Consider the following 14796-nt stretch of genomic DNA (forward strand, 5'->3'; position numbering starts at 1 on the left):
CAGGCCGAAGCACCTGCGCAAGAGGGTCAGGCAGTACTCAAAGAGCGCTCAAATTGGGCAGCTGGTGATAGATTGGCCAGCTAAAACAAAAGCGAGCGCCGCCCAGAGAGCTGGCGCCGCAGCTCACCTCGCCGGACATGGCCTGGGCGATACTGTGGACGATCGCCAGCCCAAGCCCGCAGCCGCCGGTGGCCCTGTCACGGCTAGGATCGAGACGGACAAAGGGCTCAAACACCCGCTCGCGCTCCTCCGGGTCGATGCCCGGACCGTCATCTTCAACCTGTAAAGTTGCGCGCGAACCCTGTAGCGTGAGGCTGACCTGAATTCGCTGATTGCTGTAGCGCAAAGCGTTGTTGACGAGATTGTCCAGCACCCGTTCCATCAGACGCATATCAAGCGCGCCGTAATCCCCGGCGACCACCTTATGTAACGTCACATCGCGTTGGGGATTCACCATCTGAATCTCTTCAACGTGCGCCGCTATCCAGGCGGGAAAATCAGGCGTCGTCAGGTGTAGTTCGTTCTGCGGTCGGTCCAGACGGGCGTAGGTCAACAGCTCCTCGATTAAGGCTTCCAGCTGCCCAATATCGCGGTTCAGCGCCAGGGATTCCGCTTCGGTCAGGTTTTCACTCATCTCAAGGCGATAGCGCAGACGCACCAGCGGAGTACGCAGTTCGTGGGCAATGCCGTCGATCAGCAGCTTCTTGCTGGCGATTAGCGCGTTGATATTGTCGGCCATCTGGTTAAAGGCCACGCCCAGACGCTCGAAGCTGGACATACTGTCGAAATGAATGCGTTCGGTGAAATGCCCCTCGCCAAAGCGTTGTGCTGCGGTCTCAAGACGCAACATATCCTGCCAGTGGGGGCGCATCCAGATGAACACCGGAAAGGCCAGCGAAATGGCGATGAAAGCCATTAAGGCAACATCCAGCAAACGCATCTCGTGGAGGAAGTAGAGATAGGGGACGGGGCCCACCGACAGAACATAGTGACTTCGCGGAATGCGTTGAATAAAGGTGTATTCATCATCGAGGGCGACAATATCCCCGGCGCGCAGATGCTGCATGGAGTTTTCCGACAGCTTAAATTTGCTCAGCGGCTCAATATGCAGATCGAACGACAGATTAAGATCCAGCTCCTTTAGCGTTTTGCTCCAGTCGCGCGGTGGGATTTCCCGCAGCTCGCTGCGCATCAGATACAACGAGCTTTTCATCAGATCGTCCAGCGACTGCCGGCCCGCACGTTCGGCGGTGAATTTATACACCAGCCCCACCAGCATGGTCATCACCAGGAAGCAGACGAACAGCAGAAGGTAAAACTGCACAAACAGCTTTTTCATTAAATCTCACCTAAAAATCAAAAAAGTTAACTACCTGTCTTTTACCTTCATGGGCACGATGGAGCATTGGCATCGCTCTTTTATGGATTATAAATATTAAACTGCAGCTGATTCTTATCATGTTTTATTTTCCGCTTTTGACAGAAAGCAGACAACCGCTATGTCACGAGCATCGGTTCTGCCCGTAACCAGCGCTCAAAATCTTGCAGGGCGGGTTCATTAATTCCTGTTTCCACCGGTTTTACCAAACAAAATGTCTTGCTCAGTTGCTCTGAGTCCGGCCAGGGCGCAACCAGCAATCCCTGGTTTAGCTCTTTTTCGACGTAGATGCGTGGCACCATGGCCACACCTTGTCCCGCCAGTACGGCTGCTATCGCCATTTCATGAAGGTCATAGCGGACTCCCTGCGCCGGGTTATCAAGGACTACCCCACTTTGCCCGGCATAATGCAGCCAGGCTTCTGGGTTCTGCCGCCGGTGAATGCGGGGCAGTGTATTCAACTGTTCAACGATATCCTTATCGCTTAACAGGTCGGGACGACAAACCGGCACCAGCTTCTCTTCAAACAGAACCTGCGTGCGCATACCCGCCCATGCGGGATGCTCGAAATGAATCGCCGCGTCAAATCCGCTCCCGGTGATAATGAAAGGGTCGGTTCTCGCCGCGATATTCAACGTGATGTCCGGATATAAAGACTGAAAGCCGCTGAGCCGGGGAATCAGCCAGCGGCTGCAAAACGTCGGCAGGACAGCAATTTCCAGGCTTCTGCTGCCTTCGGGCATGCCCATCACATACTGAGTATCCCGTTCTAACCGTTCGAGTATTTCCCGTACGTGATGGGCATAGTGTGAACCCACTGGATTAAGCTTTACTCGGGTTCCCGTACGGTCAAATAGTCTGCACTCGAGCAGAGCCTCCAGGCGGGCAATCTGTCTACTGATGGCGCCTTCGGTCAGCGATAGCTCCGCGGCGGCACGGGCAAAATTACCGTGCCGGGCAGCGGCCTCAAACGCCTGAAGTGAAGCGCTGCTGGGAATTTTTCTGCGCATTAGAATTGCCTTATTCGACGGAAGTGTGAATTGTTAGTGACATAATGTCACTAAAACTTGAATTAATATCGATTCATCGCCGAGTTAACAGCATATAGCATGATCAAAAGTCATTAAGCAAGGCCATTCGGGCCCTGCGTTTTATTCATGCAGAGGTGAATCGATGCTCTATACCGTGGAGTGTAACTATACCGACCCTGAAAGTGAGCAGGAGTGGAATACGTTTTACAGCCAGCAAAAGCTGCCCGCGCTGATTTCGGTCGCCGGGTTTAGCTCTTCCCAGCGTTTTAAGGCCCTGAAACCAGGCGGCTCCCGGTATCTCGCCATTCATACGGTGAAGTATGCAGAGGTACTTACCAGCGAGGAGTACAAGCTGAAAGGGGGCGGTCATTTTTCACGCTGGCAAAATCACATCACCGACTGGCAGCGTAATTTGTATGAGTGTGACGGCACGGCACCTGCGGTAGCCAGTGATGAAATCCTGCTGCTCAGCACCCAGCCATTGAGCTTTATTGAGGGGCTGGGGTACCCGGCACTGCAAATGCAGGCGTCAGGATTAGATAAAATGCCCGCCCGACGCATTGCCTGGGTGGTGACGCGGGAAACTGCCGCGCAGTTAGCTGACCTGCCCGGCGTAAACTTCTATGCGCCGCTGACAGCGCAGTTGACGAATCCTGCTCAAGCCTGAAGGGAGGCGAGTTTATCAACATGCCGAATCTGACGTTTTATCTTTCTCAGGAACATGCTGCCAGGTTTAGTGACCTCCGCGATTTAACGCGTATCTGCAGTGCGCTCTGCACAGGCATTCTCGCTGCGGAGTCGGAAAATGTGCATATCATCTATGTCGATGTAAAACCCGGATGCGGACATCCGGTATATGCCGAGCTTTTTTATCGTCTGACAAACGTGCGTACGTCAGAAGTCATGGAGGAGTTCATGCGCGAGTTAGAACGAGCCATTCGAGAAGCTTCGGGCCTTACAGCGCGTATTCGCTGTTTTGGCTCCGCTGCATCACACCTGTTTGCGCGCAATTAACCAGAGGTAACGATGAACCATCACTCTTTTTCAACCCGTCGGATTGGGGATTTTGTGGTGACCGCGCTGAGCGATGGCACGATGTCCGCCAGTCTGGATTGGCTGTCAGGCATTGAAACAGCAGAAGCAACGGTGATTCAACACCGCGCCCGGATCGCTGAACCCGGCAATATCCATATCAACGGCTATCTTATCCAGGGGCGCGGGCGAACCCTCCTGGTCGATGCCGGTGCCGGGGGGCTGAATAACGTAGGCGGGCAACTCATAGATAATCTTGGCGCTGCAGGTATCAGCCCCGATGATGTCGATACCGTGTTGCTGACGCACGGCCATCCTGACCATATTGGGGGGCTTTTAGATGCCGAAGGGCTACCTGTTTTTAAACAGGCCGAACTTCATCTTCACCCGCTTGAGGCGCAATACTGGCAGGATAATGAACGATTTAAAGTAGCGAATGAGCGCGGGAAGCGAAATTTTAACCTCGCCCGCAGGACGTTAGACGTGTACGCCCGGCAGCTGCGCCTGCTTGACGAGGGGGCGATAACTGAGGGTATTCTCCCGGTATGGCTGCCAGGACATACGCCAGGGCATACCGGATTCCGTATCACTTCCGGGGAACAATGCTTATTGATCTGGGGAGACATCGTCCATTTTCCGCATATCCAGTCAGCACGCCCGGACGTTTCCATTGTGTTTGACTGTGACCCCCTTCAGGCTGAAGAGACACGTAAAAAAATCCTCGCGCAGGCGGCAAGTGAAAAACTGTTGGTTGCAGGAATGCATTTAGACCGTTCGGGTTTTGCCAACGTGCTCAAGGCGGGCCAGGGTTACCGTATTGCCTACCGGGAAAACGGGCGAGAATGCTGGTGTGCATCCAGGACTGGCCGCCAGGCCAAAAATGCGGGTCACCATTAAGTGACCCGCATTAACCCGTCGGCGGTTTTTTGTCGCGCTCTACGGCGGGGGAAGATTAATTGTCCCAGGCGTGAGGAGCGAACAGATACCCTTTATTGCGCACCGTCTTGATGCGATAGGGCTCGGTCGCGCTGTCGAGCAGTTTTTTCCGCAGGCGCGAAATTGCCACATCCACGCTGCGATCCATCCCATCGTAACTGACGCCGCGCAGATTTTTCAGCAACGCATCACGATCCATAATCTGTCCGGCGTGGGTGGCCAGTTCCCATAACAGCTCAAAATCCGCCGTTGAGAGGGCCACGCTTTCGCCACCGAGCAATACCTGACGATTAACCGGGTCGATGAGCAGTGAACCGAATGCAATCGATTTATGCGGGGTGAGCGATGCCGGAGCATTGGTCACGGGGGAGGCGACGTGCTGGCGTAAATGCAGGCGCAGACGTGCCAGCAATACGGCAGGCGGCGTGGTCTTCAGAATGTAATCGCTGGCGCCCATTTCCAGGGACAAAATATGGTTCATATCGCTGTCGAGCGAGGTGAGCAACACAATCGGACCTTGCCACTGGCCGCGCAGATCGCGGCACAGAGTCATGCCGTCTTTGCCTGGCAGCATGATATCCAACAACACCAGATCGGGTTTTTCCCGCGCGATAACCTCTTCTGCCCGGTCACCTCGTGGTTCAACCACTACGTCCATATCGTGCTTTCCGAGATAAGCGGCAATCAGAGCGCCCACTTCCGGATCATCCTCAACAAAAACGATCTTATTCATATCTTACTTGTACTGGAAAAAGAATTAACATACACCGCCACCAGACTACCTGCCATTACTCTTTTATAAAAAAGACCTCATCCTTCAAGCGACCCCGACGTTTGCTTCGCGCGGAGCGGTCAGCCGGTTATCTATGCTTCGGGGCATTCGCTCTTGCGCCGCGGTGGGGCGATTCGAATAATATTGTGAAGAGAGATACTTCCGTTATGCTACATCAACTGTTGTTTAAATGTTAAGGCTAAAGGAATGGGGTTGTTGATTAAAGGGCTGATCGGTGCGCTGGTGGTGATATTGATTGGCGTACTGTCGAAAAGCAAAAATTATTATATTGCTGGTTTAATTCCGCTATTTCCGACCTTTGCCCTGATTGCGCATTATATTGTGGCCAGCGAACGCGGGCTTGAGGCGCTGCGGACCACGATCGTCTTTGGGATGTGGTCAATCATTCCCTATTTCGTCTATCTGCTGTCGCTCTGGTACTTCACCGGGATGATGCGCCTGCCGTTGGCGTTGGCGGGCGCAGTCGGGTGCTGGGGGCTGTGTGCCTGGCTGCTGATCCTCGGCTGGAGCCGCTTCCACTAACGCAGGTGTCTGCCGCCATCCACGGCAAAAGAGCGGCCCGTAACGAACCGGCTGGCGAACAGATAATCGAGCAGGTCGATGATCTCTTTTTCGCCCGCCACGCTTTTCATGAGCGATTTATCCAGCGCCTGCTGGCGATATTCGGCGTCGTCGCCCTCATTAAACATGATCAGCGAAGGGGCAACGGCGTTGACCTTAATCTCCGGCGCCAGCTTGCGGGCAAACGAGCGGGTCATATTATCCAGTGCCGCTTTACTGGCCGCGTAGGCAATATGCTTATCGCTGCCGCGTTCAACGACATAGTCAGTGATATGAATAATGTCGCTGGCGGCGTGCCCGTGCCCGCGCAGGAGCGTTTCCAGCGCATGGTTGAGCAAATAGGGGGCATGAACGTGGATCTGCATCATGCTGGCCAGCACCGTGGTGAGTGGAATGCCCGGCTTTTCAGCCATCCAGTCGCTGGCGTTATGGACGATGGCGCGCAGGCCGGCGGCGGCGTGGTGTTTTACCGCTTCGGCGAAGGCCAGTATCTGCTCATCGGTACTAAAATCGGCGGTAAGACAGATAGCTCCGGCGTCGCGCAGTGCGTCAATGGCCGGGTAGTGCGTGCGATAGCTGACGATAACCGGCTGCTGCTGATCCAGAAAATGGTGCGCCAGCGCAAGGCCGATGCGGCGGCCTCCACCGGTGATGAGAATCGGGCGAGGCTGTCGGACAGTCATGGGTATCTCCTTTGAGTTCAGCAGCAGGGCGACCGCTTACCCCACCAGCATCCACGTTGCCGGTACAGCGGCAACCAGCAAAAAACCAATTAAGGCTAATTCACGGCGTTTGAGCATGCGATCGTGCTGGTGCGTACGGCGAGCGTACAGGAAAACCAGAAGACCCGGAGCGTAAAGTACCACTGACAACAATAAATGCACAGGGCCGGATGCATATAATAACCATAAGCCATAAATACATGCACCGACACCCACCGCCTTATGCAGCGGGCGTACAGCAATCTTCAGCAGGAAGGCGCCCACGAGGAAATAGGGCACCAGAATCATCTCGGACGCGATGGTCAATAACGTATTGTAATCAGACTTTGTCAGCCAGATGAGCACCAGCGACAGCTGAACACTGATATTGGTTAGCCACAGCGAGGCCGACGGGGCGTTGTTTTTATTCTGCCGGGCGAAGCGGCGCGGAAATGCTTTATGCGTCGCGGCCAGCCAGGGAACTTCTGCCGCCATAATGGTCCAGCTCAGATAGGCGCCGCACACGGAAATAATCAGCCCGGCAGCGATCACTACTTCGCCCCATGAGCCCATCATTTTCACCATCAGGCCGGCCATCGACGGATTACGCATTTCGGCCAGTTCCGGACGGGCGACCACGCCTAAAGAGAGCAGGGTCACCAGCAGATAAACCACCAGTGCGGAAAGGACCGCCAGCAGCGTAGCGCGGCCGACATCCTGTTTATTGCGCGCCCGCGCGGAAACCACGACCGCACCTTCCACGCCGATAAACACCCATAGGGTGATCAGCATGGTGTTCTTCACCTGCTCCCAGACCGGTACGCCGAGCGCCAGACCGCTAAAATCAAGGCGGAACGTCTCCAGACGAAAGGCGATGACGGCGAGGATGATAAATGCACCGAGTGGGATCAGCTTGGCCAGGGTGGCGATCAGGTTAATGCCTGCGGCGGTCTGGACGCCGCGCAGGACCAGAAAGTGCACCACCCACAGCAGGACCGACGCGCCCACGATCGCCTGCCAGGTATTCCCGTTGCCGAAAATAATGGCGTCCGGAGTATCGGTAAAGAAGCTGAGCGCGGCAAAAACAATCACCAGATACGAGACGTTGGCGATCACCGCGCACAGCCAGTAGCCCCAGGCGGAGCAAAAACCGACGAGTTCACCGAAACCTTCGCGGGCATAGGTGAAGATACCGCCGTCAAGATCGGCGCGAATGCGGGTCAACAGCAGCATGGCGAAGGCGAGGAATAAAATCCCCACGCCGGTGATTGCCCAGCCAATCAGCAGCGCCGACGGGCTGGCGACGGCCGCCATGTTTTGCGGCAAGCTGAACACCCCTGCGCCCAGCATTGAGCTCAGTACCAGTGCGGTCAAGGCGCTGAGGCCCAGTTTCTTTTCCATTGTATTCCCGAGGTGACGGCAGTGAATCAAGGATATTTATTTGGCGAAATCGCATAAAAATGGAGGATTACGCTAAGGCGCGGGATTTTACGGAGTGTCTTGTGCGCATGCAATGGTGGCGGATGAAAAAAAACAAAAAGGCGGCATATTGCCGCCTTTTTACACAGTGCCAATACGATTATTTATACAGGTCTGCGCTGATGGTGATGTTACCGCCACGTTCCTGCCACTGGCGGGTAATGTGGTAGTACTTCGCCCCTTTCTTCGCCGCGCGCTTGGCGGTCTGGTAAGAAATCTCGGTCATGTTGCCGTAATTGCCGGTGAACTTGATGCTGTCAAACGGCGCCATCTGGGCCGCGGTAATCTTGTTCACTTCTTCGACTTTGGTGCCATCCGGCAGCGTGACGGTGTAACGTCCACCTTTTGATGACTGGGTTTCGAAGAAACGACCTACGCCGGTACCGGAACCGACGGCTGCCGTGGTGGCAACGCCTGGGATTTCAACATTTTTCGCAGCGGTGCCGCCTTCAGCCAGCGCCGCGCGACCGGCTTCAGAGTCGGCCGGGATCGCATCCGGGCTCTGCAGAACGCGTTTTCTGGCATCGGCTTTATAGATATAGGCAGTAATACGCTGATTACCGCCCTGGTTGGCATCAACCTGACGGACGATAAAGAAGGAGGCGGCACCTTTGGCTTTCGCCGCTTTAGTGATCGCATCATTCACTTCCGGCTGACTGCGATAAAAGCCCTGCACGGTCACGGTATCAAAAGGCTCAAGTTCGACGGCCTGATCCTTTGGTAACTCCATGACGCCATTGATGACGCGATTTTTCGGGGCATCCGCCTGCGGGGCATTGTCTTTATACAAGTCTGCCGTTACGCGCCAGTTGCCGCTGTTGCCATAATCAGAAGTGTCGACAACATAAAATGAGGCCGCGCCATCTTTGTCCGCTTTACGGGACATGGCTTTTACCGCATCGCCGATGGCATTAAAACGGCCCGTGATCACTACGCGATCGTAGGGTTTTAGCGCCGCCGCCTGCTCCGGAGTCAGCTCGGTCGCTGCATGGGCTGACAACGCTGTCGTAGCCAGGAGAGCAGACGCCAGGAGTGAGTTCTTAAGCTTCATAAAAATAATCCTTTGCCTTGCGCAAACCATGTACTGGTATTGTTGTTGACTGATAACGCTCGATTATTGCATTTAAAAGGAGTCACTGTCTGCGTCATTTTTTGCTTACCGCCCGAAACGTGCTTCACAATAATATAACAATTTCTGATATGTTGAAAAAACAGCCGCTTGACCAGCAAAATTGATAATCAATACCACTTTTATAAGTTAACGTAATGTTAATGTTATGTTCTTGCTGGCGATTAATGGCGTATTACTGCATCAGTTAAGCGATTTATCAGGCCTGACCATAAATTTAAGGTAAATATTGCTGCCTGACACGGTTCGCGATGCGTTTTACCAATAAAATCAAAATTTCTGTTTTATCGCAGTAGATCACAATCGCTATTTTCAGTAGGTTATAAAAAGTTTGTTACTGTTTCATTTTTTCAGTCAATGGAAAAGAAACGGCATGTTTTGCCGCTTAACCGTCGTCTGTAAGAAAAGAAAAACCATCATCAAAAACCGATGGAAGGGAAAACTATGCGTATCGGGGTACCAAAAGAACGGTTTGCCAATGAAACCCGCGTCGCTGCCACGCCGAAAACGGTGGAACAGCTGCTAAAACTCGGGTTTACCGTTGCCGTTGAAAGCGGCGCGGGTCATCTGGCAAGTTTCGATGACGAAGCCTTTGCTCAGGCGGGTGCAGAAGTTGTAGACACCGCTGAAGTCTGGCAGTCATCCATTATTCTGAAGGTGAACGCACCAGAAGAACATGAAATTGCATTACTCAATCCGGGCACCACGCTGGTGAGCTTTATCTGGCCTGCGCAAAATCCTGAGCTGATGCAGAAATTAGCGGCTCGCGATATCAACGTGATGGCGATGGATTCAGTGCCGCGTATTTCTCGCGCCCAGTCGCTGGATGCGCTCAGCTCGATGGCCAACATTGCCGGCTACCGGGCGATTGTTGAAGCGGCCCACGAATTTGGTCGCTTCTTTACCGGTCAGATCACCGCTGCCGGCAAAGTTCCGCCGGCGAAGGTCATGGTCATTGGCGCCGGCGTCGCCGGACTGGCGGCCATCGGCGCGGCGAACAGCCTCGGCGCCATTGTCCGTGCGTTCGATACGCGTCCAGAGGTGAAAGAACAGGTGCAGAGTATGGGCGCCGAGTTCCTGGAGCTGGACTTTAAAGAAGAGGCGGGCAGCGGCGATGGCTACGCCAAAGTGATGTCGGAAGCCTTTATTAAAGCCGAAATGGCGCTGTTTGCCGCGCAGGCCAAAGAGGTGGACATCATCGTCACCACGGCCCTGATCCCGGGTAAACCGGCGCCGAAGCTGATTACCCGTGAAATGGTTGACTCCATGACCGCGGGCAGCGTGGTGGTCGACCTGGCATCGCAGAACGGCGGCAACTGTGAATACACCGTTCCTGGCGAAGTGGTGACTACCGCCAACGGCGTGAAGATCATCGGCTATACCGACCTGCCGGGCCGTCTGCCGACACAGTCCTCGCAGCTGTACGGGACTAACCTGGTCAACCTGCTGAAGCTGCTGTGCAAAGAGAAAGACGGCAATATCACCATCGATTTTGACGACGTCGTGGTTCGCGGCGTGACGGTGGTTCGTGAGGGCGAAGTGACCTGGCCGGCGCCGCCGATTCAGGTTTCTGCCCAGCCGCAGGCTGCGGCGAAGCCTGTTGATGCGCCGAAAGAAGCAGAAAAACCGACCTCACCGTGGCGTAAATACGCGCTGATGGCGCTGGCGATTATTCTGTTTGGCTGGCTTGCCAACGTGGCGCCGAAAGAGTTCCTCGGTCACTTTACCGTCTTCGCGCTCTCCTGCGTGGTGGGCTATTACGTGGTATGGAACGTTTCTCATGCGCTCCACACGCCGCTGATGTCGGTGACCAACGCTATTTCAGGGATTATCGTTGTCGGAGCGTTATTGCAGATCGGCCACGGTGGCTGGGTCAGCTTCCTGAGTTTTATCGCGGTGCTGATCGCCAGCATTAATATTTTTGGTGGTTTCACCGTTACTCAGCGCATGCTGAAAATGTTCCGCAAGAACTAAGGGGTAGCACATGTCTGGAGGATTAGTTACAGCTGCATACATTGTTGCCGCTATTCTGTTTATTTTTAGCCTTGCGGGGCTGTCAAAGCACGAAACCTCGAAGCAGGGTAACCTGTTCGGGATGGCCGGGATGGCTATCGCGCTGCTGGCGACCATTCTCGGGCCGGATACCGGCAACGTGGCGTGGATCATCCTGGCGATGGTTATCGGCGGCGCGATTGGTATTCGCCTGGCGAAGAAAGTCGAAATGACCGAAATGCCGGAGCTGGTTGCCGTGCTGCACAGCTTTGTGGGCCTGGCCGCGGTGCTGGTAGGCTTTAACAGCTACCTGTATCACGAAGCGGGTATGGAACAGATCCTGGTGAATATTCACCTGACGGAAGTGTTCCTCGGCATCTTTATCGGTGCGGTGACCTTCACCGGCTCGATTGTGGCCTTTGGCAAACTGCGCGGCAAGATTTCGTCTAAACCGCTGATGCTGCCGCATCGCCATAAGCTGAATCTGGCGGCGCTGGTGGTTTCCTTCCTGCTGCTGGTGGCCTTTGTTCGCACCGACAGCACAGGAACTCAGGTTCTGGCGCTGCTGGTGATGACGGTCATTGCCCTGGCCTTTGGCTGGCATCTGGTGGCTTCGATCGGCGGGGCAGATATGCCGGTCGTGGTCTCAATGCTGAACTCCTACTCGGGCTGGGCAGCGGCAGCGGCGGGCTTTATGCTCAGCAACGACCTGCTGATTGTGACCGGGGCGCTGGTGGGCTCGTCGGGTGCGATTCTGTCTTACATCATGTGTAAGGCGATGAACCGCTCATTCTTCAGCGTGATTGCCGGCGGTTTTGGTACCGATGGTTCCTCTACCGGCAGCGATGAAGAAGTAGGCGAACACCGTGAAATCAGCGCCGAAGATACCGCGGAAATGCTGAAAAACTCGCACTCGGTGATCATCACCCCGGGCTACGGCATGGCGGTCGCGCAGGCACAGTATCCGGTGGCGGAAATCACCGAAAGATTACGTGCTCGCGGCATCAAAGTGCGCTTTGGTATTCATCCGGTTGCCGGACGTTTGCCTGGGCACATGAACGTACTGCTGGCGGAAGCGAAAGTGCCGTATGACGTGGTGCTGGAAATGGATGAGATCAACGACGATTTCACCGATACCGATACCGTGCTGGTTATCGGCGCCAACGACACCGTTAACCCGGCGGCGCAGGACGATCCGAAGAGTCCGATCGCCGGCATGCCGGTGCTGGAAGTGTGGAAAGCGCAAAATGTGGTGGTCTTTAAGCGTTCAATGAACACAGGTTATGCCGGCGTTCAGAACCCGCTGTTCTTCAAAGAGAACACCCACATGCTGTTTGGCGATGCGAAAGCCAGCGTCGACGCAATTCTCAAAGCGTTGTAATGGTTTGCCGTCCTAAATAATGTTTGATTCTGAAGCCGTCTCTGCTGAGACGGCTTTTTTATATATACAGCAAGGCCATGAATTGCTCATAAAGTCGTCAGCCCGGAGTGCTATACTAAGCCTGTTTTTTCATCACTCTGAGGATATTATGGATACCGAATTAACCCCGGCGCAAATGGCAATCGAGTTTCTGCGTCGCGACCCAACAGCATTAACCCCCGCGCAGTACCTGAAAAAATTCAAACTTCTTGAGCTGGAATTTGCGGATTTGATGTCGCTCTCTTCCAGCGAGCTGAAAGAAGAGATCGATCATGCCTGGCGCTTAGGTATCCATTAAAAGCATTGTTGCTGTCTATGTGTTGTCGATGACGGGGCCGAAAGGCCCTTTGTTTTTTCCGTTGCCGGAGTGGATACCTAAAAAAATCCCCCGCCGAAGCAGGGGAACGTATTTTACGCAGCATCAATCCGCGATCGATTAATCGTCGTCCTCGTCATCCATTTCAACCGGCGTTTTGTACTGCTCAGGCTTGAGAACCAGCAGGTCGCAGCGCAGATGGTCGATAACCTGCTCGGCGGTATTGCCGAGAAAGGCCGCCGACAGCCCGGTGCGCCCGACGGTGCCCAGAACCACAATCCCCGCCTGCAGGTGTTCAGAGAGGTCAGGAATGACCTCTTCCGGCAGGCCTTTTTCAACGTGGGTGCGGTTTTCATCAATGCCGAATTTTTGCCGCAGGGACTTCATGGCCAGCAAATGCTGACCGCGAATGGCATCGTTGTAGATACTGGGGTCAAAATCAGGTAGTTCGATAGCGATATTAATCGGCGTTACCGGGTAGGCGCCCACCAGGTGGACTTCGGTATGGTTGACCTGGTCCGCCAGTTCGAGGGTTTCTTTAACCAGTTTTTCGTTTAACGCGTCGTGGTAATTTTCTTCGCTGGCCAGATTGACGGCCACCAGCGCTTTGCCGCCTTCCGGCCACGGCTGATCTTTTACCATCCAGACCGGACATGGGCATTTACGCAGCAGATGCCAGTCGGTTGGGGTGAAAATAACGGCCTCCAGCTTGTCATGCTGGTGCGCCATTTTCAGCAGCAAATCGTGTTTGTCGCTGAGGATTTCCTGAATAATGGCTTCGAAGGGGCGATTGTGCCACACCACCTTAATCTCAATGGGAACGCCGGATTCAATATAAAACCGGGCCTGTTCTTTGATCCAGGCGCTACGTTGGCTGATAACGCCCTGGCGCATCGCCGTCCGCTCGTCGGGCGACAGCAGGGTTGTCATCTCATAGGAAAAATCGTAGATCGGCAAAAAGGCTTTGATGCGTCCACCAATCCGTTGGTGTAGATACACCGCACGCCGCAATGCAGGCTGGTCGTCCTGATTGGGGTCGATTACTACCAGCATGTTCTGATACTTGGCCATACAGGGTCTCCTTACAACTGTAACCACAGTCTGTCTTTAAAAAGATAACCTATATGGATGAAATGAAACAGGGGATGACCCTGGCCAGATCAACAAATCAGAAAAAAAATGAGCGATCTGGCGGAGGGACAAAGAGGATCAGGCGACGTTGCGGGCCTGACCAGCGAGCTGAGCAAGCAGGTCGCTATTTTCGATGGTGATGTATTTGCCTTTTACCGCCAGCATGCCGCTTTTCTGGAAACGCCCCAGCAGACGGCTGATGGTTTCGACGGTCAGACCAAGATAGTTGCCGATATCACCGCGGGTCATCGTCAGGCGGAATTCGCGAGGCGAGAAACCGCGCTGCGCGAAACGACGGGACAAATTATAAATAAAGGCCGCCAGACGCTCTTCCGCATTCTTTTTAGACAGCAGCAGGATCATGTCCTGGTCGCCTTTGATCTCGCCACTCATCAGCCGCATCATTTGCTGGCGTAGATTGGGCATTTTACCGGAAAGATCGTCCAGCGTTTCGAAAGGGATTTCGCAGACCATTGAGGTTTCCAGCGCTTGTGCAAAGCTCGGATGCAGCGCGGTACCGATGGCATCAAAGCCAACCAAATCACCCGCCAGGTGGAAGCCGGTAATCTGCTCGTCACCTTGTTCGGTAATGGTATAGCTTTTGATGGTGCCCGAACGAATCGCATACAGAGATTTCAGCTCATCGCCAGCTTTGAATAAGGTTTGCCCTTTCTGGATTGGCTTTTTACGCTCGATGATATTATCCAGCTGATCAAGCTCGTGCTCGTTCAGAGTAAAAGGGATGCAAAGCTGACTAATGCTGCAATCCTGACAATGGATTGCGCAACCGCCAGACTGAATGCGTCGTATAATTCTCTTTTCCGGGATCATAAGTCTGCTCAAGCCTTAATTGATATTGGTCAATTTTAACATCTTTTTGGTGAGCAGGTAAGCCTC

Annotated in this window: 15 protein-coding genes; 7 read left to right on the forward strand and 8 right to left on the reverse strand. The window is 54.1% G+C overall.

The window, feature by feature from the left end; all coding sequences use genetic code 11:
• Window positions 1-37 precede the first annotated feature (37 nt).
• Both rstB and OQV00_RS11615 read right to left on the reverse strand, forming a co-directional pair.
• Entirely contained in the window at window positions 38-1339 is a 1302-nt protein-coding gene (rstB, locus tag OQV00_RS11610; RefSeq protein ID WP_064356998.1) for a two-component system sensor histidine kinase RstB, read from the reverse strand.
• 158 nt (window positions 1340-1497) lie between these two features.
• Window positions 1498-2388: a LysR substrate-binding domain-containing protein gene (locus OQV00_RS11615; protein WP_069475901.1), complete on the reverse strand. Its 891-nt coding sequence runs from the start codon at window positions 2386-2388 to the stop codon at window positions 1498-1500.
• A 163-nt stretch (window positions 2389-2551) separates the two neighbouring features.
• On the opposite strand from OQV00_RS11615, the gene OQV00_RS11620 reads away from it, so the two are divergent.
• From OQV00_RS11620 to OQV00_RS11630, 3 genes are read left to right on the forward strand one after another with little or no spacing between them, the layout of a single operon-like run.
• Window positions 2552-3076 (forward strand): DUF4286 family protein, encoded by a 525-nt coding sequence (locus OQV00_RS11620; protein WP_004862584.1) that lies wholly within the window; start codon window positions 2552-2554, stop codon window positions 3074-3076.
• A gap of 20 nt (window positions 3077-3096) precedes the next feature.
• Window positions 3097-3423 carry a hypothetical protein gene (locus tag OQV00_RS11625; protein ID WP_044348979.1) on the forward strand — a complete coding sequence of 109 codons (327 nt, stop codon included), beginning with the start codon at window positions 3097-3099 and terminating at the stop codon, window positions 3421-3423.
• A gap of 12 nt (window positions 3424-3435) precedes the next feature.
• Window positions 3436-4338, forward strand: coding sequence for an MBL fold metallo-hydrolase (locus tag OQV00_RS11630; RefSeq protein WP_266280399.1), 903 nt, complete (start codon window positions 3436-3438; stop codon window positions 4336-4338).
• A 55-nt stretch (window positions 4339-4393) separates the two neighbouring features.
• Here the strand turns inward: OQV00_RS11630 and rstA are convergent, their stop codons facing one another.
• Window positions 4394-5110, reverse strand: a complete 717-nt coding sequence (gene rstA / locus OQV00_RS11635) for a two-component system response regulator RstA (RefSeq protein ID WP_004862578.1) — start codon at window positions 5108-5110, stop codon at window positions 4394-4396.
• 246 nt (window positions 5111-5356) lie between these two features.
• Between rstA and OQV00_RS11640 the strand changes: the two genes are divergently transcribed.
• Complete coding sequence (locus tag OQV00_RS11640) at window positions 5357-5692, forward strand: GlpM family protein (protein WP_004862575.1); 336 nt, start codon at window positions 5357-5359, stop codon at window positions 5690-5692.
• On the opposite strand, the gene folM is transcribed toward OQV00_RS11640, so the two are convergent.
• The 3 genes from folM to ydgH all read right to left on the reverse strand — a co-directional run bounded on the left by folM (window position 5689) and on the right by ydgH (window position 8962).
• Window positions 5689-6414, reverse strand: a complete 726-nt coding sequence (gene folM / locus OQV00_RS11645) for a dihydromonapterin reductase (protein ID WP_099843712.1) — start codon at window positions 6412-6414, stop codon at window positions 5689-5691. The genes OQV00_RS11640 and folM overlap by 4 nt on opposite strands.
• Window positions 6415-6450: 36 nt before the next feature.
• Window positions 6451-7833 carry an amino acid permease gene (locus OQV00_RS11650; RefSeq protein ID WP_004862570.1) on the reverse strand — a complete coding sequence of 461 codons (1383 nt, stop codon included), beginning with the start codon at window positions 7831-7833 and terminating at the stop codon, window positions 6451-6453.
• Between the two features lie 178 nt (window positions 7834-8011).
• A complete protein-coding gene (gene ydgH / locus OQV00_RS11655) occupies window positions 8012-8962 on the reverse strand; it encodes a DUF1471 family protein YdgH (RefSeq protein ID WP_004862568.1) in 951 nt (316 codons plus the stop codon).
• A gap of 522 nt (window positions 8963-9484) precedes the next feature.
• Between ydgH and pntA the strand changes: the two genes are divergently transcribed.
• From pntA to OQV00_RS11675, 3 genes are all read left to right on the forward strand, one after another.
• Entirely contained in the window at window positions 9485-11014 is a 1530-nt protein-coding gene (gene pntA, locus OQV00_RS11665) for a Re/Si-specific NAD(P)(+) transhydrogenase subunit alpha (protein WP_004862565.1), read from the forward strand.
• A gap of 10 nt (window positions 11015-11024) precedes the next feature.
• Entirely contained in the window at window positions 11025-12413 is a 1389-nt protein-coding gene (pntB, locus tag OQV00_RS11670) for a Re/Si-specific NAD(P)(+) transhydrogenase subunit beta (RefSeq protein WP_004862561.1), read from the forward strand.
• A 148-nt stretch (window positions 12414-12561) separates the two neighbouring features.
• Entirely contained in the window at window positions 12562-12750 is a 189-nt protein-coding gene (locus OQV00_RS11675; protein ID WP_004862559.1) for a YdiH family protein, read from the forward strand.
• Between the two features lie 138 nt (window positions 12751-12888).
• Here the strand turns inward: OQV00_RS11675 and uspE are convergent, their stop codons facing one another.
• On the reverse strand, window positions 12889-13839 hold the full coding sequence (gene uspE / locus OQV00_RS11680) for a universal stress protein UspE (protein ID WP_266280402.1): 951 nt from the start codon (window positions 13837-13839) through the stop codon (window positions 12889-12891).
• A 138-nt stretch (window positions 13840-13977) separates the two neighbouring features.
• Window positions 13978-14730: a fumarate/nitrate reduction transcriptional regulator Fnr gene (fnr, locus tag OQV00_RS11685; RefSeq protein WP_004862555.1), complete on the reverse strand. Its 753-nt coding sequence runs from the start codon at window positions 14728-14730 to the stop codon at window positions 13978-13980.
• Window positions 14731-14796: the final 66 nt, after the last annotated feature.

The organism is Klebsiella sp. DY2415 (assembly GCF_026314315.1).
In the GTDB taxonomy this organism is placed as follows: domain Bacteria; phylum Pseudomonadota; class Gammaproteobacteria; order Enterobacterales; family Enterobacteriaceae; genus Klebsiella; species Klebsiella ornithinolytica.